Source organism: Actinoplanes sp. NPDC049668 (assembly GCF_044465445.1).
Lineage (GTDB): Bacteria > Actinomycetota > Actinomycetes > Mycobacteriales > Micromonosporaceae > Actinoplanes.
The window spans coordinates 117,294-140,896 of the sequence record NZ_JBITLR010000002.1; the positions used below are offsets into that span (position 1 = coordinate 117,294).

The following is a 23,603-nucleotide window of genomic DNA, read 5'->3' on the forward strand; positions in this document are numbered from 1 at the left end:
TCCCATTCACATCCATTACATTCAATGTTTTCAATATGCAGAAATGTTGCAGACAAGAATGGCAAGAATGTATCGTCACGGCCGGTGAATGGCCGAGTAATGCACTTCGGTCCGCTTTTCGCGGCGGCGTTCATCCCGTGGTTTGCAGCAGACTTTCCGTGAATGCGGGCACGGCCCAGGCGACGCCCGACTCGGCGGGCAGCCGCATCGTCTCCGCGGCCTGGCGCAGCACCGCGTTGATGCCGCCGATGACCCGCACCCGGCCCGGCGGCGCGCCGGCCGAGGTCACGTGTGCGTCGTCGATCAGGTGCGGCGCGGGCGCGTGAGCGCCGGTCAGCGCCTCGGCGACGGTGGTGAAGCCCGCGGTGCGCTCCAGCGGCGCGACCAGCGGGGTGCGGGCCGGGTCCCGGCGGTGCGCGATCAGGTTCTCGAGCAGGTCGACGCGGCCGGGCGGCGCGGCCGGGCCGGGCATGACGAGCCGGTCGGTCGGGTACTCCAGCACCGCGCGCCCGGCCGTGCCGGTGACCACGACCTCGCCCGGGATGAACTCCTCCCCCGCGAGCGTCACCGCGGCCATCAGCCGCAGCCCGCCGCGGAATGTGATACGGGCGAAGGCGGTGTCGTCGACCTCGATGTCCCGGGTCCGGTACCGCTCGGCCTCCAGCAGCACCGGCTCCCCCGCGCCGGCCGCCGCGGCGACGGCAAGGCTCTGCATCACCGCGTGCGCGAGCGGGTTGACCAGGGCGCCGTCGAGCACCGGGCGGCCGTCGACGGTGCGCCGGCCCGACCACGGCGCGCGGGCGTAGTACGCGTCGTCGCGCCGCCAGGAGGCAACCGTCGCGACCGCGCTCAGCTCGCCGAGCGCGCCGGCGGCGACCGCGTCGAAGAGGTGCCGCGCGGCGAGCGAGCCGAGCGCCTGGAACCCGACCTGGCAGGACCGGCCCGCCTCCGCCGCCGCGGCCGCCAGGACGGCGTGCGCCGCCCGGGTCGGCACCGGCGGCTTCTCCAGCAGCAGGTCGCAGCCGGCGTCGAGGGCATCGAGGGCGATCGCCAGGTGGGTGTGCGGCGGGGTGCAGATCACCACGACGTCGGGCCGGGCCGCGGCGAGCAGCTCGCGATGGCCGGTGAAGACGGCCACGCCGGGCGGCACCGGCGGATCCGGCTCGATCGGATCGACGTCGGCGAGCGCGACCAGCCGCAGCGCCCCGCCCGCCTCGAGCTCGGCGATCCGGCGCCGGTGCGCCCGCCCGTGCCCGTTGGCGCCGATCAGCGCGACCCGGGCGGCGCGGCCGGTCACGGCTGTGTCTCCCTTGCCATGCTCTCCCGGCCCTCGCTTCGCTCGGTGCAGTCGGTCACGGCGCTGCCTCGCCGGACAGGGTCGCCTCGACGCCGTGCCGGTCGAGGGCGGTCAGCCAGTCGAGCACCAGCGCGCGGACCGTCTCGTCGGCGGCCAGCCCGGCCGGGAAGACCGCGTCGAGACCGAACAGCGCGTCCACGACGCCCCGCGGCGTCGACGGCGCCGCCGCCAGCCGCTCCCGGATCTCGCCGGCCAGCGGATCGTCGAGCGGCAGGGGCCGCCCGTCGTCGTCGCTGCCCTGCACGAACCGCATCCAGGCGGCGACGACGAGCGCGGCCCAACGCGGCGACGCGCCGGCCGCGCGCCGGTCCATGATGGTGTGCAGCACCCGCTGCGGCAGCTTCTGCGTGCCGTCCATCGCCACCTGCCGGGTCCGGTGCGCGATGGCCGGGTTCGCGAAGCGCTCCAGCACCGACGCGCCGTAGCCGACGACCGAGACACCCGGCGGCGGCTCGAAGCTGCCGGCGACGTCCTCGGCCACGAAGCGCTCCAGCACCGGCCGCATGCCGGGTATCTCCAGCGCGGCGGCGATGGTCTCGCGCCCGGCCACGGCGCCGAGGTACGCCAGCGCCGAGTGCACGCCGTTGAGCGAGCGCAGCTTCAGCCGCTCCCACGGCCCCGCGTCGTCGGCGAGCACCGCGCCGGCCTTCTCCCACGCCGGCCGGCCGCCGGGAAAGCGGTCCTCGATCACCCACTGCCGGTACGGCTCGCCGTGCACCCCGGCCAGGTCGCGCGCGCCGAGCGCGGCCTGCGCGACCGCGAGGGTGGCCGGCGTGCTCGCGGGCACGATCCGGTCGACCATGGTGCCGGGGAACGTGACGCTGTCGCGCAGCCAGTCGCCGAAGCCGCCGGTGGCGCCCGGAACCAGCACCCGGGACTGCTCCACCATCCCGTGCAGGCGGCGCCCGTTGGAGGCGAAGTTGTCGCAGCTCACCACGGCGAGCGGCCCCGCGTCCGCGCGGTAGCGGGCGAGCAGGCCGCGGACCAGCAGCCCGGGAATCGTGACCGGCGGCCCCGCGGCGGCCAGGTCGGCCAGCAGCTCGGTGTCCACCGCCAGCTCGCCGGTCACCGGGTCGAGCCGGTGCGCCTTCTCGGTGACGGTCAGCGTCACCACCCGGATCGCCGGGTCGGCGAGCAGCGCGAGGACGGCGCCCGGGTCGGCCGCGGCGTGCCGGACCCCGGCCAGGGCGCCGATCACCCGGGTACGCGGGCCCGCGCCGGACAGGCTCGTCACGCTGAACAGCCGGTCCTGTGCCAGCAGGTCGGCGACGACGGCGCCCGAGCGCGGCGAGACGCCGACGATGCCCCAGTCGCCGCCGGCCGCCGCGACGGCCTCCTCGGTGTACACGGCCTGGTGCGCCCGGTGGAACGCGCCGAGCCCGAGGTGGACGATCCCGGCGGGCACGGAGCCGGGGCGCAGCAGCGGGCGGCTCTGCTCGGGCAGCCGGCCGAGGGTGCCCAGCCCGAGCAGCGGCGCGGTGGTCACCGCCATGCCGGACCGTCGGGGAAGGAGAACTCGGCGATGGACGCGGCGCGCATGGTGGCGCTGTATCCGGGCCGGTCCGGCAGCAGGTAGCGGCCGCCGCTGGTGCGTACCGGATCCTCGAAGTGCTCGTGCAGGTGGTCGACGTACTCGACCATCCGCCCGTCCAGCGAGGTGCCCACCCGCAGGTAGTCGAAGACCGCGAGGTGCTGCACCAGCTCGCAGAGCCCGACCCCGCCGGCGTGCGGGCAGACCGGCACGCCGAACTTGGCGGCCAGCAGCAGCTCGGCGAGCACCTCGTTGACCCCGGCGACCCGGCAGGCGTCGACCTGCATGACGCCGATCGCGCCGGCCTGCAGCAGCTGCTTGAAGATCACCCGATTCGCGGCGACCTCGCCGGTCGCCACCCGGCAGCGCCCGCCGGTGAGCCCGGCGACCGCCCGGTTGATCCGGGCGTGGCCGAGCACGTCGTCGGCGTGGGTCGGCTCCTCGATCCAGTACGGGTCCAGCGCGGCGAGCCGGCCCATCGCCGTGATCGCCTCCTCGACGTCCCACACCTGGTTGGCGTCCATCATCAGCAGCGCGTCCGGGCCGATCTCCGCGCGGATCAGGGTCGCCCGGCGCACGTCGTCCTCGAGGTCGCCGCCGACCTTCATCTTCATCGCCCGCCAGCCCTGCGCGTACGCCTCCCGGGCCAGGCCGCGGACCTTGTCGTCGGGGTAGCCGAGCCAGCCCACCGAGGTGGTGTACGACGGGAATCCGTCGCGGGCCAGCTCGGCCAGCCGCTCCGCCATGCCGGCCTGGCCCTTGTCCAGGATCTCGGCGGCCTCGGCGGGCGTGAGCGCGTCGCCGATGTGGTGGAAGTCGACGCAGGCGACCAGCTCCGCGGTCGGCAGCTCGGCGAGCAGGCGCCAGAGCGGCACGCCCGCGTCCTTGGCCCGCAGGTCCCACACCGCGTTGACCAGCGCGCCGGTCGCCATCGCGATGACGCCCTTCTCCGGGCCGAGCCAGCGCAGCTGCGGGTCGGCGGTCAGGCTCCGGTGGAACCCGGCCGGGTCGGCGAACAGCTCGGCGAGGGTGCGCCCGGTGACGTGGTGCGCGAGCGCGCGGACCGCGGCGCAGGTGATCTCGTTGCCGCGCCCGTTGGTGAACGTGAACCCGGCGCCGGTGTGCTCGGTGTCGGTGCGCAGCTCGACGTAGGTCGCGGAGTAGTCGCCGCGGTTGATCGCGTCGGAGCCGTCGCCGGCCGCGGCGGTCGGGAAGCGTACGTCGTGCACGTCGACCGATTGGATAGTGGTCACAGGCGGAACACCTTCTTCGGCAGGTGGTAGGCGAGGTCGGCGATGGTCTCGGCGGCCTCGTCGAGCGGGAGCCGGCCCTCGGCGACGAGCCGGGCGAGGTAGGCCGCGTCGGCGCGGCGGGCGACCTCGTGGCGGACCGGGATGGAGCAGAACGCCCGGGTGTCGTCGGCGAAGCCGGCCGTGTTGTAGAAGCCGGCGGTCTCGGTGACCGCGTCGCGGTAGCGGCGCAGCCCGTCCGGGGAGTCGAGGAACCACCAGGGCGCGCCGAGGTACAGCGCGGCGTAGCCGCCGGCGAGCGGCGCCAGCTCCCGGGTGAACACGTCCTCGTCGAGCGTGTAGAGCACCAGCCGCAGCCGCGGGTCGTTGCCGTACGCCTCCAGGAGCGGCGCGAGCGCGTGCACGTAGTCGGTCGCCTGCGGGATGTCGCCGCCGACGTCGCGGCCGTGCACGGCGTGCAGGCTGCGGTTGTGGTTGCGCACCGCGCCGGGGTGCAGCTGCAGCACCATCCCGTCCTCGATCGACATCCGGGCGAACTCGACGAGCATGTGCCCGCGGAACGCCTCGGCGTCGGCGGCCGACGCCCGCCCGCGCAGGCCCCGCTCGAAGAGCCGGGCCGCCTCGGCGGAGTTCAGCAGGGTCGTGTGCGCGGTCGGGTGGCCGTGGTCGGACGAGGTGGCGCCCGCGGCCTGGAACGCCTGCCGGCGCGACCACAGCGCGGCGAGGTACCCGCGGTAGGTGGCGGTGTCCTCGCCGGTGATCTCGCCGAGCCGGGACACCGACGAGGCCCAGCCGTCGAACTCCATGTCGACCACGTCGTCGGGGCGGAACGTGGTGATGACCCGGCCGCCGGGCCCGCCCCAGCCGTCGGCCGCCAGCTTGGCGTGCCGGCTCAGGTCGTCCAGCGGCGACTCGGTGGTGGCCAGCACCTCGATGCCGAACCGCTCGAACAGCGCGCGGGGCCGGAACGCGGGCTCGGCGAGGCGCTCCGCGATCGTGTCGTAGACCTGGTCGGCGGTGTCCGGGCCGAGCCGGGTGTCGACGCCGAAGACGGTGGACAGCGTGCGCTCCAGCCAGAGCCGCGACGGCGTGCCGCGGAACAGGTACCAGTTCTCGGCGAGCAGCCGCCAGATCGCCCGCGGGTCCTGCTCGACGGGCACACCGGTGCGGCTGGGCACGCCGAGGCGGGCGAGCGGTATGCCCTGGCTCAGCAGCATCCGGGTGACGTAGTGGTCGGGGACGATGAGCAGGCGGGCCGGGTCGCCGAACGGCTCGTCGCCGGCGAGCAGGCCGGGGTCGACGTGGCCGTGCGGTGAGATCAGCGGCAGGTCCCGGGCGAGCGCGTAGAGCTCCCGGGCGATGTCTCGCTGCCGGGGTTCGGCCGCGAACAGCAGGTCGGACATGGGTACCTCAGATCGGCAGCGGGTCAGGGCAGGTCGAGCAGGTCCGCGACGCGGACCGGGGCTCCGGTCTCGATGGAGCGGTTGGCGGCGAGGCCGGTGAGCAGCGCGAGGGTGCCGTCGCGCGCGGTGGCGGAGCGGTGCATGGGATCCTGCGCGGCGCCGAACAGGACGGCGGTCATCCGGGTGTCCGCGCCGCCGTGCCCGCCGCGCGAGTACGCCGCGGGCAGCGGCAGCTCGCGCGGCGGCGCCCAGAACGGCCGGACGGTCAGCGCGGCCCGGCCGTGCTCGACGGCCTCGGTGACCCCGTGCAGCGCCGCGCCCTTGACCTCGCGCGCGCCGGCCGGGCTGACGTGGTCGCTCTCCACCACCTCGAGCTCGAGCCGGCCCCGGCTGCCGTTGAACATGACCCGGTAGCCCTCCCACGGCGCGTACGCCGTCAGGTGGTAGGTCATCGTCGCGCCGGAGTCGTAGCGCACCAGCACCGCCAGGTCGTCCTCGATCGTCACGCCGGGCGCGAAGACGTTGACGTCGCGCCGGTAGCCGTCGTCGGCCTCGGCGTCCAGGTAGAGCTCGCGCAGGCGCGGGTTGTCCCGCAGGCTCAGCGCGAACGGATCGCCCTGCGCGGCCGGGTGCCCGTGCGCGCGCGGGTAGTCGCGGGCGTAGCCGTGCCGGCGCCCGTTCTCACCGTAGAAGAAGAGCCGCCCGGCGGCGTACACCTGCGCCGGCGCGGCGCCGAGCCACCAGTTCACCAGGTCGAAGTGGTGACCCGACTTGTGCACCAGCAGCCCGCCGGAGTTGGCCTTCTCGCGGTGCCAGCGCCGGAAGTAGTCGGCGCCGTGCCGCACGTCGAGCAGCCATTCGAAGTGGACCGAGCCGACCTCGCCGATCTCGCCGGCTGCGAGGACCTCCCGGACCGCCTCGTGCAGCGGGTTGAAGCGGTAGTTGAAGGCGACCGACACCCGCCGGCCGGTCCGCTCGACCGCGGCCAGGATGCGCCGGCAGCCGTCGACGTCGACGGTCATCGGCTTCTCGGTGATCACGTCGCAGCCGGCGTCGAGCGCGGTGACCACGTAGCCGGCGTGCGTGTGGTCGACGCTGGTGACCAGCACCTCGTCGACCCGTTCCGCGCGCAGCATCGCCGCGAACCCTTCGGGCGCGCAGGTGGGCACCGGCTTGGCGCCGAGCTCCGCGAGCCAGCGGTTGTGCGCCGCCATCCGGGCCGGGTTGACGTCGGCGAGGCCGACCAGCTCGGCCGTGCCGGCGTGGTCGAGCGCGAGCGCGCGCACGAACATCTCCGCCCGGGCACCGGCACCGACCAACGCGTAGCGCCGTCGTCCGTCCACCGCGTCTCCTTCCTGCAAACGTTTGCAGCAGAACTAAACACGTCGATGCCCCGCCGTCAAGAAATCCGCACCGCTTCGTTGCGATATATCCCTATTGGAGGGCCCTCAGTGGACGTTCAATGCGGACAGCGGACACGAACCCGCAATAAATGACCGTTGACAGAGCTACAACCGTTTGCATTAATTGGCGACCAGAGTGACCCCGACCACAGCCACATCCATCGAAGGAAGGGCCGGCGTGCCAGCCACGATTCGCGACGTCGCACGGGAGTCCGGAGTGCACATCTCCACGGTCTCCCGGACGTTCTCGGCGCCGCACCTGGTCAACCCGGAGACCCGGACCCGCGTGCTGGCCTGCGCCGAGCAGCTCGGCTACCGGCCCAACCGGGCGGCCCGGGCGCTGATCACCGGCCGCACGTACAACGTCGGACTGATCGTGGCCGACATCGCCAACCCGTTCTTCCCACCCTTGATCAAGGCAGCGGAGAGCCAGGCCCGGCAGCGGGACTACCACATCTTCGTCGCCGACTCCAATGAGGACGCAGCGGTCGAGGAGGACCTGGTCCGCGCGCTGGCCAAGCAGGTCGACGGCATCCTGCTGTGCAGCCCGCGGATGAGCAACAGCCTGATCGAGCTGCTCAGCCGGGAGGTGCCGCTGGTCGTCGTCAACCGGGCGATCGCCGGCCTGCCGACGGTCGTCATGGACGTGGCGCAGGGCGCCCGGCTCGCGGTCGAGCACCTGGCAGGGCTCGGCCACCGCTCGATCGGCCTCATCGCCGGGCCGCGCGGCTCCTGGACCAGCAAGGAGATCCGCCGCTCGGCGGCGACCGCGACCCGGGCCGCCGACGCCGAGCTCACCGTCATCGGCCCCAACCCGCCCAACGAGAGCGGCGGCGCGGCAACGGCCGAGCAGGTCCTGCGCAGCGGCGTCACCGCCGTGCTCGCCTACAACGACCTCATGGCCATCGGCCTCATCGAGGGCCTGCACGCGCTCCGCGTGCGGGTGCCCGAGGACATCAGCGTCGTCGGCATCGACGACATCGCGCTGAGCCGCCTGATCCACCCCAAGCTGACCACGGTGGCGACACCTGCCGCCGCCGCGGGACGGGCGGCCGTCGACATGCTCCTAGCGCACGGAGACGACCGCCGCACCACCGCACACGCGAGCCTTCGGACCGAACTGGTCATCCGCGACTCGACGGGACCGGGCCCGGATCCGCACAGCCATGCGGATCCGGGCTACGCGGCTGCCGCCGCCCCCGACGCTGTCGCCTCCTACGCCAAGGAGTGAGCGCAATGCACCCCGACAAGACCCCGACGGCGGGCGCGCGAACCACGCGCGGCCACCGTACCGCGACCAGGCGACGGCTACTCGCCGCGGCCCTGGTCATACCCCTTGCCCTCGGCGGCGCCGCCGCCGGCGGCGGCGACGACTCCAGCGACGGCAAGATCGAGCTGTCCATCTTCTGGTGGGGCGCCGAGAAGCGCGCCGAGCTGACCGAGAAGGCGCTCGACCTGTACCACTCGAAGCACCCCAACGTCACCTTCAAGAAGACCTGGCAGGCCAACCAGGGCTACTTCGACAAGCTCGCCACGCTCACCGCGGGCGGCAACGCACCCGACATCTTCCAGATCGACGACAACTACATCGCCGAGTACGCGGGCCGCAACGTCACCCTCGACTTCACCCCGTACGCGGGCGACGGCCGGCTCGACCTGTCCAAGTTCCCGCCGGGGCTGCGCGACTACGGCAAGGTCGACGGCAAGCTCGCCGGCGTCGCGTTCGGCGAGAACACCCAGGGCCTGGTCTTCGACAAGACCCTGCTGGACAAGAACAAGCTGCCCGCGCCGACCACCGGGATGACCTGGGACGACTTCATCACCTGGGCGGAGAACGTCTCCAAGGTCGCCAAGGTGCCCGGCACGCAGGACCCGAGCGCCGTGTACCAGGCCTTCTGGGTCTGGCTGCGCCAGCAGGGCAAGGACCTCTACCAGGGCAAGGAGCTCGGCTTCACCGAGCAGGACGTCACCGCCTGGTTCGAGCTCTGGAAGGGCGCCCGCGCCCGCGGCGCCACGCCGACCCCGGACGTCATCCACGAGGGCAACGCCACCGACATCAGCAAGCAGCTGGTGGTCACCGGCAAGGCCGGCACCTCCTGGGTGTGGGCCAACCAGATGCCGGAGCTGAAGAAGAACACCGAGAGCGACCTGAACGTCATCGCCTACCCCGGCGACCAGAAGGCGCAGTGGGCCCGCGCCTCGATGTACTTCTCGGTGTTCAGCGGCAGCCCGCAGAAGGACGCGGCCGTCGACGTGGTGAACTTCCTCGCCAACGACAAGGAGGCCGGCCTGATCCTCGGTACCGAGCGGGGCCTGCCGTCCAACCTCGACATCCGCAAGGCGGTCGAGGAGAGCACCACCGACCCGGCCATGAAGCAGACCATCGCGTTCCAGACCGAGCTCGGCAAGACCTTCGGGCCCGCTCCGGCCGTACCGCTGAAGGGTCACAGCAAGGTGCGCAGCGAGCTGGTGCGGATCGCCGAGGAGGTCCAGTTCGCGCGGCAGACGCCGGCGCAGGGCGCCGCGGCGTTCGTCGCCGCCGCCAAGGCCGCGATCGGGCAGGGCTGACGGTCGACGTGACCACTGTGCGACCGGCACGCAGCCGACTCCGGACAGTCCCCGCGGGCCCTGCCGAACGGCAGGGCCCGCGCGGGCGCAGGCACAGCGAGAACCTGCCCGGGTACGTCTTCCTCTCGCCCTGGCTGCTCGGGCTGTTCGCGATCACGGCGATCCCGATGCTGCTCTCGCTCTACCTCAGCTTCACCGACTACGACGTGCTCACCCCGCTCTCGGAGGCCAACTGGGTGGGCTGGGACAACTACCGACGAATGTTCACCGCCGACCCGTCGTACTGGCACGCGGTCGCCGTCACCTGCACGTTCGCGTTCGTCGCCGTGCCGCTGAAGCTGGCCGCCGCGCTCGGGGTGGCGATGCTGCTGAACCGGGGAATCCGCGGCATCGGCGTGTTCCGGGGGCTGTTCTACCTGCCGTCGCTGCTCGGCGGCAGCGTGGCGCTGGCCATCGTCTGGGTCAACATGTTCAACCGCGACGGCGCGTTCAACTCCTTCCTCGGCCTGTTCGGCATCGAGGGCGCGCCCTGGGTGAACGACCCGGCCTGGGCCCTGGAGACCCTGATGCTGCTGGCCATCTGGCAGTTCGGGGCCCCGATGGTGATCTTCCTGGCCGGCCTCAAGCAGATACCGACCGAGCTGTACGAGGCCGCCTCGGTCGACGGCGCCGGGTCCTGGCGGCAGTTCCGCAACGTGACCCTGCCCATGCTGTCCCCGGTGATCTTCTTCAACCTGGTGCTGGAGACGATCAACGGCTTCCAGGGCTTCACGTCCGCCTTCGTGCTCAGCAACGGCACCGGCGGGCCCGTCGACTCGACCCTGATGTACACCCTCGACCTCTACATCAAGGGCTTCGTCGAGCTGGACATGGGCTACGCCTCCGCGATGGCGTGGGTGTTCCTGCTGGCCATCGGCCTGATCACGGTGGTGCTGTTCCGCACCGGCCGGTTCTGGGTCCACTACTCCGACGGCGAGGACCGCTGATGCGTAGCCGGCTGCGCCTGCTCATGCTGATCGCCCTGCTGGCGGTCGTGCTCTACCCGCTGGCCTGGATGGTCGGCACCTCGTTCAAGTCGCCGCAGGAGATCGCCAGCAACATCGGGCTGTTTCCCACCGAGTTCACCCCGGGCAACTTCACCGCGGGCTGGCAGAAGTTCGACGTCGGCTTCGGTCGGTTCTTCATGAACAGCGCGATGGTCTCCGCGCTGACCGTGGTCGGCAACACGCTGTCCTGCCTGCTGGCCGCGTACGCGTTCGGCCGGCTGAAGTTCCGGGGCCGCAGGTTCTGGTTCGCCATCATGATCGCCACCCTGCTGCTGCCCGGGCACGTGCTGATCATCCCGCAGTACATCCTGTTCCGGACGCTCGGCTGGGTCGGCGGCGACTGGCCGTACCTGCCGCTGCTGGTGCCGCAGTTCCTGGCCACCGAGGCGTTCTTCGTGTTCCTCATCGTGCAGTTCATGCGGGGCATCCCGCGCGAGCTGGACGAGGCCGCCAAGATCGACGGCGCGTCGCCGTACTCGGTGTTCAGGCACGTCATCCTGCCGTTGAGCCGCCCGGCCCTGGTGACCACCGCGATCTTCTCGTTCATCTGGACCTGGAACGACTTCTTCCGGCAGCTGGTCTACCTCTCCGAGCTGCAGGACTACACGGCGCCGGTGGCGCTGACCCTGTTCATCGACTCGACCAGCGAGAGCTCGGTCGGCCCGATGTTCGCGATGTCGCTGCTGTCGCTGGTCCCGGTGTTCATGTTCTTCGTGGCGTTCCAGCGGATGCTCGTCGAGGGCATCAACACCAGCGGGATCAAGGGATGAGGCGGGACTGGCGGGACACCGTGCAGGTCGCGACCGACCTGGCGCTGCTCGGCCTGGTCGTGACGGCCGCGGCGCTCCCGCTGCTCACCGCGGGCGCCGCCGTCGCGGCCGGCAGCGCCGCGGTGCACCACCACCTCGCGCACGACCGGTGGCCGTCCGCGCGGCTGAGCTGGGCGGTCTTCCGCCGGGCCCTGGTGCCCGGCCTGCTCGCCGGCCCGGCCTGCGTGGCGGCGGCCGCCCTGATCGTCGTCGACCTCCTGGCCGTACGCCGGGGCGCGGTGCCCGGCGGCACGCCGCTGCTGCTCCTCACGGCCACCCTGGTCGCCGCCGCCGCCGGATACGCGGGGCTGGCGGTCGTGGCGATCGGCGCCCGCCCGGACCGGCCGTGGCGGGACGCCGCCCGCGGCGTACCGCTGAACCGGGCGCTGCCGGCGGCCGCCGGGGTCCTGGCGCTCGCCGGCGTCCTGGCCGTCCTGGTGCACCCCGTGCTGGTGCCGGTGCTGGCCGGTTACGCTCTGTTCGCGCTGCACGTGGTCGCCCGCCGCTACCCGCGCCCGGCCCACACCGGAGATTTCCTCACCCGGTGATGCAACCCCACGGCATCCCGGGCTCGTGATTACCCGCGACCGCACGGATTGGGGTGAGGATGAGCGATCGTGACTCGGCGTTCGCCGAGTACTTCGCGGCCCGGTCGGGGGCCCTGCGCGGCACGGCGTACCTGCTCTGCGGGGACTGGCACCGTGCCGAGGACCTCGTACAGGCCGCGTTCACCAAGCTCTACGTGCACTGGAACAGGGTGGCACGGCACGAGGCGCTGGACCCGTACGTCCGGAAGATGCTGATCCGCACCTTCATCGACGACGGGCGACGGGGCTGGCGGCGGCGGGAACGCCCGCAGGAGACGCCGGTCGAGCTCCCCGCCGCGCAGGCGCACACCGACGACCGGCTGGTGCTCATGCGGGCGCTGGCCGCGGTGCCGCCGCGGCAGCGCGCGGTGCTGGTCCTGCGCTACTGGGAGGACATGTCGGTCGAGGAGGCCGCGACGGCCCTGAACTGCTCGGCCGGCACCGTCAAGAGCCAGGCGGCGCGCGGCCTGCACGCGATGCGCGCGCTGGTGCCCCCACCCGTCAACGCCGAATGAGGAGAGGCACCGTGGACGAGAACGACCTGCGCGAAGCCATGCGCAGCACGCTGGTGGCCGCGCCGGAGCCGCCGCCGATGGACTCGGCGACGGCGGTGACCGCGGGCCGCCGGGCGGTGCGGCGGCGGATGACGCTGGCCGGCGCCGGCGCCGCGACGGTCCTGGTCGCGCTGGGCGTCGCGGCCGCCGGCCCCGGGCTGCGGCTGGTCGCCGGCGACGGCGGCGGGAGCCCGTGGGCGGGCCCCGGCGCGACGCCGACGATCCCCGCCCCCGCGCCCGGCGACACCAAGCCGGCGTGGCCCCTCGACGGCGACGGCCAGCCGCAACAGGACGCGACGGCCCGCTCCGGCCTGCGCTACGAACAGGGCAAACGCGTCCTGAACGGCATCCTCGCGGTGGCGCCGAAGGGCTACACCACGCCCACCGGGGAAGGCGCCGACGGCATCGGTTTGCGCGATCACCAGGGCGCGGTCGAGGGCGACGGGTCGTGGGGCTACCTCGCGTCGGCCGCCCTGGCCAAGGGCGGGGGCACCGGACGGCTGCTGGTGGAGGTGCACACCGCGGGCAACACCCTCGCCAAGGAGCCGTGCGAGCTCGCCCGCCAGTTCTGGGGCATGGGCGGCACCTGTGAGGAGAGCACGGTGGGCACCGCCAAGGTCGGCGTGGTGGTCAAGCCCGGCACCGACCAGCGGCTGGACCAGTGGGCGGCGTACCGGTACCCGGACGGGATCGTGGTCTTCGTGGCCCAGTCCCGCAACGCCTCCAACGCCGAGAGCGGGCTGAAGCCGCTCGACAAGCTGCCCCTGACGGTGCCGCAGCTGGCCGCGCTCGCCGTCGACGAGCGCTTCCACCTGCAGTAGGGCGCGCGGTTCCGGGGGCCACGGCGCCCCCGGAACCGTCCGGCCGCGGGGCTACCGCTCGCCGGTGATGTAGCCGGCGAGCTCCGAGCGCTCGGTCTCCAGCTCTCCGATCCGCTCCTTGACGACGTCGCCGATGCTGACGATGCCGCGCAGGGTGCCGTCCACGAGGACCGGCACGTGCCGGAACCTCCGCTCGGTCATCAGCCGCTCCACGTCCTCCAGCGAGGCCTCGGGCGCGACCGACTGCACCTCGGCGGTGTGGATGGCCGATGCCGGCTCCTTCAGCACGGCGGCGCCGCGGACGGCGAGCGCCCGGACGATGTCGCGCTCGCTGACGATGCCGTCGACCGAGGACCCGTCCCGGGATACCACGATGGCGCCGATCCGGTGCTCGGCAAGCACCGAGAGCAGCGCCTCGACCAGCGTCTCCGGCGGAACCGTGACGACGCGACCGCCCTTGACACGCAGAATGTCACTGATACGCATGATTCCTCCCCAGGCCTGGTCCTTAACAGCCTAGGGTGCGGCGGCCCGCTTGGGCCGGTGTAAGCGCTTCATCATCCACTTTTGGGTCGGGGGCCGGTTCGAGGCTGTCTGATGTTTTCGTGTTCACTTTGCCGGTGGACCGTCAACGCCTCAGCAGCATCGCGCACACGCACCACCCGATCGCGGCGCCGGTCTTCGGCGTCAACGTCAACCGGCTCCTGCGCCGGGCCGCCCGGCAGCCGGCGGCACGCATCCTCGACCTCGGCTGCGGAGAGGCCGCGTGGGCGCTGCAGGCGCTGGCGCACTACCCCGACGGCCACGCGGACGGCGTCGACATCTGCCGCCACGGCCTCGAGCGCGCGGCCGGCGCCGCGACCGAGCGCGGCCTCGCCGACCGGCTGACCCTGCACGAGCGCGACGCGCGCGGGTACGTCGCCGACGGCGACTACGACCTGGTGCTCTGCGTCGGCGCGACGCACGCGTTCGGCGGGTTCGCCGAGACCCTCGAGTCGGCCGGGCGGCACGTGAAGCCCGACGGCATCCTGATGGTCGGCGAGAGCTTCTGGCAGGTACCGCCGACGCCCGAGGCCCTCGCCGGGCTGCAGGCCACCCCGGACGACCTCACCGACCTGCCCACCCTGGTCGACGTCGCCGGCCGGGCCGGCTGGGCCCCGGTGTACGCGCACATCAGCGACACCGCCGAGTGGGACAACTACGAGTGGTCCTGGACCGGGTCCCTGACCGAGTGGGCGCTGGACAATCCCGGTCACCCCGACGCCGCCGCGGCGCTCGACCGCGCCCGCGAGCACCGCGACGGCTGGCTGCGCGGGTACCGCAACGTGCTCGGCTTCGTGACGCTGGTACTGCGCCGTACCTGAGTACCGGCGGTTCCGGGTCCGTTCATCCCGGATTCATTCCTGTTTGATCGCAAGAGTCGGAAGGGGCGATAAACGGTCCTCTATCGGCGCGGTCCCCCGCATCCATTCTCGACGTGTTGTCATTCGCGCCTATGACATCGCCTTGATGGGGGTGGGTGACCGTGTCATATCGGCGCACGTTGTCGGTTTTCCTTACGGCCGCACTGATCGTGACCATGACGGCCGTCGTCGGATCGCCGGCGGCCGCGGCCGTGCTGCCCACGGGCTTTCGCGAACAGACCGTCCTGACCGGCCTCAATCAGCCGATGAACATCGAATTCGCGCCCGACGGCCGTATCTTCGTCGCCGAGAAGGGCGGCCGGATCAAGGTATTCGACTCGATCGCCGATCCGACGGCGACCCTCTTCGCCGACCTTTCGGTCAACGTGCACAATCAGAACGACCGGGGTTTACTCGGACTCGCGCTGCACCCCGAATTTCCCACCCAACCGTACGTTTACGTGCTGTATACCTACGACGCCCCGCCGGGCCGGACCGCGCCGGTGTGGAACGACAACTGCAGCGCGGTCGGCGGCGCCAACGGCGGCCGGTGCGTCGTCACCGCCCGGCTGTCCCGCCTGCGGGCGGCCGGCGACGTCATGACCGGCACCGAGCAGGTGCTGCTGCACGACTGGTGCCAGCAGTTCCCCTCACACTCGATCGGCGACCTGCACTTCGGCGCGGACGGCATGCTCTACGTCTCCGCCGGCGACGGCGCCAGCTTCGGCGCCGTCGACTACGGCCAGCTCGGCACCCCGATCAACCCGTGCGCCGACCCGCCCGGCGGCACGATGACGCCGCCGGGCGCCGAGGGCGGCGCGCTGCGCTCCCAGGACGTGCGCACCTCGGCCGACCCGACCGGGCTCGACGGAGCGCTCCTGCGCCTGGACCCGCTCACCGGCGCGGCCGCGGCCGGCAACCCGGCCGGCGCGGCGGCGGACCCCAACACCCGGCGGATCGTCGCGCACGGGCTGCGCAACCCGTACCGGTTCGCGATGCGCCCGGGCACCAGCGAGGTGTGGCTCGGCGACGTCGGGTGGAGAACCTGGGAGGAGATCAACCGCCTGACCGACCCGACCGCCCGGGTCACCAACTTCGGCTGGCCGTGCTTCGAGGGCACCGGCCGGCAGGACGGTTACGACGGCGCCAACGTCAGCATGTGCGAGAACCTCTACACGGCGGGCGGGCAGGCGGGGCCGCACTACGCGTACGACCACGCCGTGAAGGTGGTCGCCGGTGAGACCTGTCCGACCGGCGGCTCCAGCATCTCCGGCGTGGCGTTCTACCCGGCCTCGGGCGGCGACTACCCGGCCTCGTACCAGGGCGCGGTGTTCTTCGCCGACTACAGCCGCGACTGCATCTGGGCGATGCGCCCGGCCGCGCCCGGCGGGGTTCCGGACGCGGCCGACCGGCAGACCTTCGTCGCGGCGGCGTCGAACCCGGTCGACCTGGCGATCGGGCCGGGCGGCGACCTGTACTACGCCGACGCGGCCGGCACCATCAAGCGGATCCGCTACTTCGCCGGCAACCAGCCGCCGAACGCGGTCCTCGTCGCGGCGCCGACCACCGGGCCCGGCCCGCTGACCGTCGACTTCGACGCGAGGCAGTCCACCGACCCGGACCCGGCCGACGAGGGCCTGCTGCGCTACGAGTGGGACTTCACCTCCGACGGCACCGTCGACGCCCGGACGCCGACCGCGAGGTACATCTATCCGCCCGGCGGGCCGTACACGGCGCGGCTGCGGGTGCTGGACACCCTCGACGCGGCCGACACGCAGACCGTCGAGATCCAGGCCGGCAACACCGCGCCGGCGGCCTTCATCGACGCGCCGGCGGCCGGCACCACCTTCGCCGTCGGCAACACGCTCACCTTCGCCGGGCGCGCCGTCGACCCCGAGCTGGGCAACCTGCCCGCGTCCGCCCTGCGCTGGCGGCTGCTGCAGCACCACTGCTACACCCTGGACAACTGCCACATCCACACGGTGCAGGAGTGGAACGGGGTGTCCGGTGGGTCGTTCCCGGCGCCGGACCACGAGTATCCGTCGTACCTGGAGCTGGTGCTGACCGCCACCGACTCCGGCGGGCTGTCGGCGACGAGCACCCGGCGCATCGACCCGCGCACCGTCGACCTGACGTTCGCCAGCAACCCGCCCGGCATGCGGCTGGCGGTGGGCAGCACGGCGCAGACCACCCCGTTCACCCGCACGGTGATCCAGGGCTCGCAGAACTCCGTCAGCGCCGTCACCCCGCAGAGCGCCGGCGGCACCGCCTACGTCCACGCCGCCTGGTCCGACGCGGGCGCGCAGACGCACATCATCGTCGCGCCGACCACCCCGAAGACCTACACCGCGACCTTCGTACGCCAGTGGCTGCCGCAGTCGCAGCTGAAGGTGCATTCCGTCGACAGCCAGGAGACCTCCAGCCCCGCCACCAACGCGCTCGACGGTGATCCGGCGACACACTGGCACACCCAGTCGGTCGCCGCCGCTCCCCCGCATCCGCACCAGCTCACGCTGGACCTCGGCGCGACCTACAGCGTGACCGGCCTGTCCTACCTGCCCCGGCCGACCTCGGCGAGCGGCCGGATCGCCCGCTACGAGGTGCTGGTCTCCGCCGACGGCACCACCTGGGGCACGCCCGTGGCCACGGGCACCTGGCCGGACAGCGCCGCCGAGCAGACCGTCACCTTCCCCAGAACGACCGGCCGCTACCTGCGGCTCCGATCCCTCTCGGAGGTGGGCGGCCAGCCCTGGGCGTCGGCGGCCGAGCTCAACGTCGCCGTCGCGCCGCGGCTGCCGCAGACGGCGATGAGGGTCCGCTCGGCCGACAGCGCGGAGGCCGACACCCCGGCGACGAACGTGCTGGACGGCCTCCCGGCCACCTACTGGCACACCCAGTGGAAGGCCGCCGATCCGAAGCACCCCCACGAGGTCAAGATCGATCTTCGCCGCACGGCCGACGTCAACTGCATCTACTACCGGCCCCGGCAGAACAGCGCCAACGGCCGGATAGCCAGGTACGAGGTGTACACCTCCACCGACGGCGCGACCTGGGGCACGCCCGTGGCGACCGGGACCTGGCTGAACAGCACGGCCGAGCAGAACGTCTGCTTCAGCGCGCGGCCCGTCCACTACTTCCGGCTGCGGGCGCTGTCGGAGGTGGCCGGGCAACCCTGGACGGCCGTCGCGGAGATCAATGTGATCGGCCGGTGATCTCGCCGCCTCGGGCACTCCCGCGGCGCCCGGGGCGGAGTTAGGATTCCGTCCACATAGCTCCAGCGGTGATTCGAGGGGACACAGAGCCGTGAACCAGACGCCCGCTACCGGGTCCGAACTGCACGACCAGCTCAACACCGAGGTGGCGCACTCGGCCCGGCTCTGGAACTACCTGCTCGGCGGCAAGGACAACTTCGCCGCCGACCGGGAGGCCGCCGAGTACGCGCTGGCCCTCATGCCCGAGCTCGTCCAGTCCGCCCGGGCGAACCGCGAGTTCCTCGGCCGGGTGGTCCGCCACCTGGCCGGCGAGCAGGGCATCCGGCAGTTCCTCGACATCGGCACCGGCCTGCCGACGGCGAACAACACGCACGAGGTCGCCCAGGCCGCCGCGCCGAGCAGCCGGATCGTCTACGTCGACAACGACCCGATGGTGCTGGTGCACGCCCGGGCCCTGCTGACCAGCACCCCCGAGGGCGCCACCGACTACATCGACGCCGACGCCAACGACGTCGAGCGGATCCTGCAGGACGCGGCGAAGACGCTCGACTTCACCGAGCCGATCGCGATCATGCTGCTCGGCATCGTCAACTTCATCGTCGACGACGCCGCGGCGCAGGCGGTGGTCCGGCGCCTGGTCGACGCGGTGCCGCCGGGCAGCTACCTGGTGATCTCGCACCCGACCACCGAGGTCAACGGTCCCGCGGTCGAGCAGTCCATGCGCCAGTGGAACGAGAGCGGGGCCGCGCCGATCACCGCGCGCACCCGGGCCGAGATCGCCGGCTTCTTCGACGGCCTGGAGCTGCTCGACCCCGGCGTCGTGACCTGCTCGGCGTGGCGCCCGGACCCGCTGCACCCCGGCATCACCGACAAGGTCTCCGAGTTCGCCGGCGTCGGGCGCAAGCCGGCCTGATCCTCCCCCGGCGGTTGCGCCGGGCTGCGAGCATCGCCGGGTGCGAACTCCACCTCGGACCGGCCGATGGCGCGGGCTCCTCGTCGCGGCGCTCGCCGTGCTGGTCGCCGCCCTGCTGGCCTGCCACGGCGCCGTGCCGAACACGGCCGCGCACCTGGGCAGCCTCCTCGAGACGTTCCTGCCGTGGCTCGGCCTGAGCATCCCGGTGCTCGCCGGCCTGGCGCTGTGGCGCCGCCCGGCCGTGTCCCTGCCCGCCGTGCTGCTCGCCCTCCTCGCCTGGCTCGGCCTCTTCGGCGGGCACCTGCTGCCGGGACGGGACCGGGCGTACGACGTCACCGCGGTGCAGCACAACGTCAGCGACGAGAACGCCGATCCGGCGGCGACGGTACGCGAGCTGCTCGAGGTCCGGCCGGACCTGGTCGCCCTGGAGGAGCTGACCCCGGCCGCGCTCCCGGCGTACGCCGCGGCGTTCCCGCCGGAGTACCCGCACCACACCGTGCAGGGCACCGTCGGCCTGTGGTCGCGCTACCCGCTCGCCGGCGCGGGCCCGGTGGACATCCGGCCGCAGGCCTTCGGCGCCGACTGGAACCGCGGCCTGCGGGCCACGGCGCGCACCCCGCACGGCGACGTCGCCGTCTACGTCGCGCACCTGCCCTCGGTGCGCCTCGGGTTCGCCGGGTTCGACTGCGCGCGGCGCGACGAGAGCGCCGCCCTGCTCGGCGCGAGGATCGCCGCCGAACCGCTGGACCGGGTGCTCCTGCTCGGCGACCTCAACAACACGGTGCACGACCGGGGCCTCGAGCCGATCAGCGCGCTGCTGGACACGGCGGAGTCGGACTTCGCGTTCAGCTGGCCCGCGGGCGCGCCGGTCGCGCGGGTCGATCAGATAATGGGCCGGTCGCTGACCGTCACCGAGCTCTGGGCACTGCCCGCGACCGGCAGCGACCACCTGCCGATCGCCGCGCGGATCAGGATCAGGATCTAGCTAGCACCGGAACAGGCCGGCGCGCTGCTTGGCCGCCAGCACGTGCGCGGCCGCGTCGTCGACCCGGGCCGCGAAGGCCGGGTTGCCGCGGGCCTGCTCGATCAGCGCGGCGGTCATCGGCCCGGCGTCCTGCGGCCGGATCGTCAGCACCAGGTCGCCGCCCGCGCGCACGAAGCGCACCGCGCGCTGCCCCGCCGGCACCGCTCGCGCCGCCCGCGCCGCGCCGAGGTCGTCGGACATGACCAGGCCGGTGTAGCCGAGGCGGTCGCGCAGCAGCCCGGTGACGATCGGCCGCGAGAACGCCGCGATGGTATCCGGGTCCAGCCGCGGATAGGAGGCCGAGGAGATCATCACCCCGGCCGAGCCGGCCTCGATCCCGGCCACGAACGGCTTCAGGTACGCGTCGCCGACGGTCGCCGTGCGGTCCACCGCCCGGGCGGACGTGTCGGTGTTCTCCCGCACCCGGCCCAGCCCCGGGAAGTGCTTGACGATCGTCAGCACCCCCGCACCCTGCGACGCCGGCACCACCGTATGGATGTCCTCGGCGACCCGTACCGGATCGGAGCCGTACTCCCGGTGGAACGCCCCGATCGGCGGGTTGGCCTCGCCCAGGCCGGCCGGCACGGTATCGGCGACCGGCGCGAGGTTGACCGTCACGCCGATCCGGGCGAGCCGCCCGGCGCTGTCGCGGACGGTGTTCCGCAGCGCGGCCGGCGGTCCGGCGCCGAGGCGCCGCGCCGACGGGATCAGCGGGAAGTCGGCGCCCTTGAGGGTCTGCACGCTGCCGCCCTCCTGGTCGAGCGCGACCAGCAGCGGCAGCGCGGCGTCGCCCTGCAGGGCGGCGATGTCCGCGCGCAGCGCGGCGGCGGCGCGCCTGCTGCGGCCGGCCAGGAAGACGCCGCCGAGGTGGTGGCGCCGCACCGCCGCCCGCAGGCCGCGCGGGCGGTCCACCGGCGTGCCCACCATCAGCAGCTGCCCGGCGCGCTCCTCGGGCGAGAGCCGGCCGACCGCCCGGGCACACGCCGGCACGGCGGGCGAGGCCGAGGGCGAGGGCGGCACCGACGCGGGCGCCGGCGCCGACGGCGGCGGGACCGAAGCGCCGGCGGCCGTCGACGGTGGACCGTCGTGGTCCGCCGGCCCGACCGCGAGGGCGACCAGCACGATCGCCGCACCGGCCCCGGCGCCCCACCACCGCTTGCGCTGTCTCATCACCGCCCAGGCTATCGGGCCGGCCGGGCCGCTACCGGCGGGCGGCGCGCCAGCGGTTGAAGCCGGTGCCGGCCAGGACGCCGACGATGACGACGAGCGCCGCGATGATGATCTGATGGCCCAGGGCCACCCGGTCCTGCGCCTCCGCCGCCGCCGGGCTCAGCGACACCTCCCTGGCCTGCTCCGTGTCCGCGGCCGCCGGAGCGGCGGCCTCCTGCGGCGAGGCGACCACCCCCGGCTCCGCCGAGCGCGACGCCTTGGGCGTCGCGGAGGGCTTCGCCTTGGCCGGCTTGGTGGCGGCGACTGCGACGGGCTTGGCCTTGATCTGCAGGTCGGAGCAGGAGTAGTAGGTGTCCGGCGTGCTGGAGGTCTGCCAGACGGTGTAGAGCACGTGCCGCCCGCTGCGGTCCTTCGGCAGCTTGGCGGTCATCCGGTAGGCGCCGCCCCGCAGCGGCGGGTCCTGCGACGTCAGGATCGGCGAGCCGCCGAGGTCGCCCCAGCCGAGCGGTTCGGTGGGGTCGTAGCCCTGCTTGGTCAGGTACACCCGGAACGTGCCCTGGTGCGGGATGGTCCCCCGGTAGACGATGGGCAGCGAGTCGCCCGCGGTGACCTTGGTCGACGGCCAGTCGGTGCGGGGCAGGTCCAGGCCCCGGAACGCCGCCAGGCCGCCGCCGCACAGCTCGCCGTCCGGGATGACCTGCTTGTCCTTGCCGTTCACGTTCGGCACCCGCAGGTTGTCGAAGCGGCCGATCGGCCCGCCGTTCGCCGCGCGGGCCGCCTTGCAGGCCGCCGAGCTCGAGTTCTCACCGCCGGGCGCGCAGGCCGCGGTGCGGCTGATCGGCGAGGTGGGCGCGCCGTGCGCGAGTGCGGGTACCGCCGGGAGCACCGCGGCGGCCGCGGCGATCCCACCGGCCAGGGCCAGGGCAACGGTACGGCGTACGACGGTCATGTGACCTCCTCGGCTCGCGGGCACGACGAACGCGAGGCCCGGAGCGGCCCCACGGCGAACAGTACGGAGATCGACCCCCAGTCGTTCACTACGGTGGGTGGTCCCGGCACGAAAAGGCGCGGCGCTGTGGTTGCATGGCCGAAGGCATACAACACAGGAGGAAACATGGAGAAGCCCGACGTCGGCCCCATCGAGGGCGCGCCGCCGGCCGATTTGGTCGTTGATGACCTCACCGTCGGTGACGGCGACGAGGCGAAGCCGGGGCACCGGGTCAGCGTCCACTACGTGGGGGTCGCGTTCTCCACGGGCAAGGAGTTCGACGCCTCGTACAACCGCGGCCAGCCGTTCGAGTTCCTGCTGGGTGACGGCCAGGTCATCGGCGGATGGGACCAGGGGGTGGTCGGCATGCGCGTCGGCGGCCGCCGCAAGCTGACCATCCCCCCGCACCTCGGCTACGGTTCCCGCGGCGCAGCCGGGGCGATCAAGCCGAACGAGACCCTCATCTTTGTGGTGGATCTGCACGGCGTGCAGTAAGCCAGGGCCGGCAGGTCGTGCGGGCCGGGACGGGCGGCGCCTGTCCCGGCCCGTCGCCGCCCGGCGTGCCGGGCTCCGGTCGCGAGCCCCGGGACGCGTCGAACGGCTCGCCGATCGGGGTCATCGGGCCGCCTTCAGGTCGGCGCAGCCGGTCTCGTCCGGGAGCAGCGGCCGCAGCCGCACCGAGTAGGCGTCGCCGCCGGAGGTCCACGGCGTGACGGCGTTCGCCTCCTTCGCCGCGGCCAGCACGGCGTCGAGCTGCTTGCCGGTGGCGGCGACGCAGCTCAGGCCGAGGGCCGGGTTCAGCGACTCGCCGGGCAGCGCCGGGCCGGGCCACCGGACCGCCTGCGGCCGGACCGGCTGCACGGCGTCGTCGGGCGCCACGTACTTCTGCACGATCGCGGCCAAGGTCTCCGGGCGGTACTGCTGCGGCGTGCCGCCGGCCGGCTGGCTGGTCAGCCGGTCCAGCTCCTCGGTGAAGGCCAGTAGCTTCTTGCGGGCCTCCCGCTGCGGCGCGGTGAGCATCGGGTCGTCGGCCTGCGCCTCGTTGAGCGCCTCCGCGGCGACGGTCTGCTCGCCGGCCACGGTCCGGACGGTGATCTCGGTGGTCGGCGCGTCCGCGACGCCGGGGTGGCCCAGGTCGGCGCCGTCCTCGACCCCGGCGGCGACGGCCTTGTCGATCAGCGTGCCGAGCGCGTCGGGCGAGATGGTCAGCACCTGGACGTTGGGCAGCGCCGGGCCGGGGTAGACGGCCGGCACCGGGCCGTCGAAGATCACCCGGCCGTCGGCGTAGACGCTGATCTGCGGCATCCGGCTCGCGAGCAGGTCCGGGCCGACGAAGCCCCCGGTGTGCTCCACCCGCAGCATCAGCGCGTCGACGTTGCCGGGTACGGCGGGCGACTCGGGAACGGCGGTGGACGACGACGCCTCGGCGCCGGAGCCGGCCGACTGGGCACACCCGCTGAGCAGGAACAAGGTCACGGAGGCAGCGGCCGTACACAGGCAGCGAAGTCTCGTCATGGCGGTCAGACGTACCCCGGGACGGGCCGGTTCCTACCACTATCGGGGA

21 protein-coding genes are annotated in these 23,603 nt (G+C 73.1%); 12 read left to right on the forward strand and 9 right to left on the reverse strand.

Annotated elements, in window-relative coordinates; all coding sequences use genetic code 11:
- Window positions 1–130: 130 nt before the first annotated feature.
- From ACIBSW_RS07655 to ACIBSW_RS07675, 5 genes are read right to left on the reverse strand one after another with little or no spacing between them, the layout of a single operon-like run.
- Entirely contained in the window at window positions 131–1,297 is a 1,167-nt protein-coding gene (locus ACIBSW_RS07655; RefSeq protein ID WP_354729662.1) for a Gfo/Idh/MocA family oxidoreductase, read from the reverse strand.
- 55 nt (window positions 1,298–1,352) lie between these two features.
- Window positions 1,353–2,849 (reverse strand): mannitol dehydrogenase family protein, encoded by a 1,497-nt coding sequence (locus tag ACIBSW_RS07660; protein ID WP_354729660.1) that lies wholly within the window; start codon window positions 2,847–2,849, stop codon window positions 1,353–1,355.
- Window positions 2,840–4,141 (reverse strand): enolase C-terminal domain-like protein, encoded by a 1,302-nt coding sequence (locus ACIBSW_RS07665; RefSeq protein ID WP_354729658.1) that lies wholly within the window; start codon window positions 4,139–4,141, stop codon window positions 2,840–2,842. The genes ACIBSW_RS07660 and ACIBSW_RS07665 overlap by 10 nt, the downstream gene beginning before the upstream one ends.
- Window positions 4,138–5,541 carry a glucuronate isomerase gene (gene uxaC, locus ACIBSW_RS07670; RefSeq protein WP_354729656.1) on the reverse strand — a complete coding sequence of 468 codons (1,404 nt, stop codon included), beginning with the start codon at window positions 5,539–5,541 and terminating at the stop codon, window positions 4,138–4,140. Before uxaC ends, ACIBSW_RS07665 begins: the two co-directional genes overlap by 4 nt.
- A gap of 23 nt (window positions 5,542–5,564) precedes the next feature.
- Window positions 5,565–6,833, reverse strand: coding sequence for a Gfo/Idh/MocA family protein (locus tag ACIBSW_RS07675; protein ID WP_404799312.1), 1,269 nt, complete (start codon window positions 6,831–6,833; stop codon window positions 5,565–5,567).
- A 289-nt stretch (window positions 6,834–7,122) separates the two neighbouring features.
- Between ACIBSW_RS07675 and ACIBSW_RS07680 the strand changes: the two genes are divergently transcribed.
- Genes ACIBSW_RS07680 through ACIBSW_RS07710 form a run of 7 tightly spaced genes read left to right on the forward strand, consistent with a single transcriptional unit; the run spans window position 7,123 to window position 13,329 of the window.
- Entirely contained in the window at window positions 7,123–8,175 is a 1,053-nt protein-coding gene (locus ACIBSW_RS07680; protein ID WP_354729652.1) for a LacI family DNA-binding transcriptional regulator, read from the forward strand.
- A 5-nt stretch (window positions 8,176–8,180) separates the two neighbouring features.
- Window positions 8,181–9,512 (forward strand): ABC transporter substrate-binding protein, encoded by a 1,332-nt coding sequence (locus ACIBSW_RS07685; RefSeq protein ID WP_404799266.1) that lies wholly within the window; start codon window positions 8,181–8,183, stop codon window positions 9,510–9,512.
- Window positions 9,513–9,520: 8 nt separating this feature from the next.
- Window positions 9,521–10,498, forward strand: coding sequence for a sugar ABC transporter permease (locus tag ACIBSW_RS07690; RefSeq protein WP_354730670.1), 978 nt, complete (start codon window positions 9,521–9,523; stop codon window positions 10,496–10,498).
- On the forward strand, window positions 10,498–11,328 hold the full coding sequence (locus tag ACIBSW_RS07695) for a carbohydrate ABC transporter permease (RefSeq protein WP_354730672.1): 831 nt from the start codon (window positions 10,498–10,500) through the stop codon (window positions 11,326–11,328). The genes ACIBSW_RS07690 and ACIBSW_RS07695 overlap by 1 nt, the downstream gene beginning before the upstream one ends.
- Entirely contained in the window at window positions 11,325–11,915 is a 591-nt protein-coding gene (locus ACIBSW_RS07700) for a hypothetical protein (protein ID WP_354730674.1), read from the forward strand. The genes ACIBSW_RS07695 and ACIBSW_RS07700 overlap by 4 nt, the downstream gene beginning before the upstream one ends.
- Before the next feature lie 59 nt (window positions 11,916–11,974).
- On the forward strand, window positions 11,975–12,469 hold the full coding sequence (locus ACIBSW_RS07705) for a SigE family RNA polymerase sigma factor (protein ID WP_354730676.1): 495 nt from the start codon (window positions 11,975–11,977) through the stop codon (window positions 12,467–12,469).
- Window positions 12,470–12,480: 11 nt separating this feature from the next.
- Window positions 12,481–13,329 carry a hypothetical protein gene (locus ACIBSW_RS07710; protein WP_354730678.1) on the forward strand — a complete coding sequence of 283 codons (849 nt, stop codon included), beginning with the start codon at window positions 12,481–12,483 and terminating at the stop codon, window positions 13,327–13,329.
- 51 nt (window positions 13,330–13,380) lie between these two features.
- On the opposite strand, the gene ACIBSW_RS07715 is transcribed toward ACIBSW_RS07710, so the two are convergent.
- Window positions 13,381–13,815, reverse strand: coding sequence for a CBS domain-containing protein (locus ACIBSW_RS07715; RefSeq protein ID WP_354728398.1), 435 nt, complete (start codon window positions 13,813–13,815; stop codon window positions 13,381–13,383).
- Window positions 13,816–13,949: 134 nt separating this feature from the next.
- Here ACIBSW_RS07715 and ACIBSW_RS07720 point away from each other — a divergent pair, with 134 nt between their 5' ends.
- From ACIBSW_RS07720 to ACIBSW_RS07735, 4 genes are all read left to right on the forward strand, one after another.
- A complete protein-coding gene (locus ACIBSW_RS07720) occupies window positions 13,950–14,693 on the forward strand; it encodes a class I SAM-dependent methyltransferase (RefSeq protein WP_354728396.1) in 744 nt (247 codons plus the stop codon).
- Between the two features lie 215 nt (window positions 14,694–14,908).
- Window positions 14,909–17,944, forward strand: a complete 3,036-nt coding sequence (locus ACIBSW_RS07725) for a discoidin domain-containing protein (protein WP_354728394.1) — start codon at window positions 14,909–14,911, stop codon at window positions 17,942–17,944.
- A gap of 91 nt (window positions 17,945–18,035) precedes the next feature.
- The gene (locus tag ACIBSW_RS07730) at window positions 18,036–18,857 is read left to right on the forward strand and encodes an SAM-dependent methyltransferase (RefSeq protein WP_354728393.1); all 822 of its coding nucleotides are present in this window, start codon (window positions 18,036–18,038) and stop codon (window positions 18,855–18,857) included.
- Between the two features lie 40 nt (window positions 18,858–18,897).
- Window positions 18,898–19,842, forward strand: a complete 945-nt coding sequence (locus ACIBSW_RS07735) for an endonuclease/exonuclease/phosphatase family protein (protein ID WP_354728391.1) — start codon at window positions 18,898–18,900, stop codon at window positions 19,840–19,842.
- Here the strand turns inward: ACIBSW_RS07735 and ACIBSW_RS07740 are convergent, their stop codons facing one another.
- Window positions 19,843–21,051, reverse strand: coding sequence for a glycoside hydrolase family 3 N-terminal domain-containing protein (locus ACIBSW_RS07740; protein ID WP_354728389.1), 1,209 nt, complete (start codon window positions 21,049–21,051; stop codon window positions 19,843–19,845).
- Between the two features lie 31 nt (window positions 21,052–21,082).
- The gene (locus ACIBSW_RS07745) at window positions 21,083–22,000 is read right to left on the reverse strand and encodes a lytic polysaccharide monooxygenase (protein WP_354728388.1); all 918 of its coding nucleotides are present in this window, start codon (window positions 21,998–22,000) and stop codon (window positions 21,083–21,085) included.
- A gap of 165 nt (window positions 22,001–22,165) precedes the next feature.
- On the opposite strand from ACIBSW_RS07745, the gene ACIBSW_RS07750 reads away from it, so the two are divergent.
- Entirely contained in the window at window positions 22,166–22,534 is a 369-nt protein-coding gene (locus tag ACIBSW_RS07750) for an FKBP-type peptidyl-prolyl cis-trans isomerase (RefSeq protein ID WP_354728386.1), read from the forward strand.
- A 120-nt stretch (window positions 22,535–22,654) separates the two neighbouring features.
- Here ACIBSW_RS07750 and ACIBSW_RS07755 read toward each other — a convergent pair whose 3' ends face one another.
- Complete coding sequence (locus tag ACIBSW_RS07755) at window positions 22,655–23,515, reverse strand: hypothetical protein (protein ID WP_354728384.1); 861 nt, start codon at window positions 23,513–23,515, stop codon at window positions 22,655–22,657.
- Window positions 23,516–23,603 lie beyond the last annotated feature (88 nt).

Excerpts from the sequence above, each read along its gene's own strand:
- ACIBSW_RS07715 (WP_354728398.1), bottom strand. The coding sequence starts at position 13,815 with ATGCGTATCAGTGACATTCTGCGTGTCAAGGGCGGTCGCGTCGTCACG.
- ACIBSW_RS07675 (WP_404799312.1), bottom strand. The coding sequence starts at position 6,833 with ATGTTCGTGCGCGCGCTCGCGCTCGACCACGCCGGCACGGCCGAGCTG.
- uxaC (WP_354729656.1), bottom strand. The coding sequence starts at position 5,541 with ATGTCCGACCTGCTGTTCGCGGCCGAACCCCGGCAGCGAGACATCGCC.
- ACIBSW_RS07725 (WP_354728394.1), top strand. The coding sequence starts at position 14,909 with ATGACGGCCGTCGTCGGATCGCCGGCGGCCGCGGCCGTGCTGCCCACG.
- ACIBSW_RS07740 (WP_354728389.1), bottom strand. The coding sequence starts at position 21,051 with ATGAGACAGCGCAAGCGGTGGTGGGGCGCCGGGGCCGGTGCGGCGATC.
- ACIBSW_RS07745 (WP_354728388.1), bottom strand. The coding sequence starts at position 22,000 with ATGACCGTCGTACGCCGTACCGTTGCCCTGGCCCTGGCCGGTGGGATC.
- ACIBSW_RS07700 (WP_354730674.1), top strand. The coding sequence starts at position 11,325 with ATGAGGCGGGACTGGCGGGACACCGTGCAGGTCGCGACCGACCTGGCG.
- ACIBSW_RS07750 (WP_354728386.1), top strand. The coding sequence starts at position 22,166 with ATGGAGAAGCCCGACGTCGGCCCCATCGAGGGCGCGCCGCCGGCCGAT.
- ACIBSW_RS07705 (WP_354730676.1), top strand. The coding sequence starts at position 11,975 with ATGAGCGATCGTGACTCGGCGTTCGCCGAGTACTTCGCGGCCCGGTCG.
- ACIBSW_RS07685 (WP_404799266.1), top strand. The coding sequence starts at position 8,181 with ATGCACCCCGACAAGACCCCGACGGCGGGCGCGCGAACCACGCGCGGC.
- ACIBSW_RS07695 (WP_354730672.1), top strand. The coding sequence starts at position 10,498 with ATGCGTAGCCGGCTGCGCCTGCTCATGCTGATCGCCCTGCTGGCGGTC.
- ACIBSW_RS07660 (WP_354729660.1), bottom strand. The coding sequence starts at position 2,849 with ATGGCGGTGACCACCGCGCCGCTGCTCGGGCTGGGCACCCTCGGCCGG.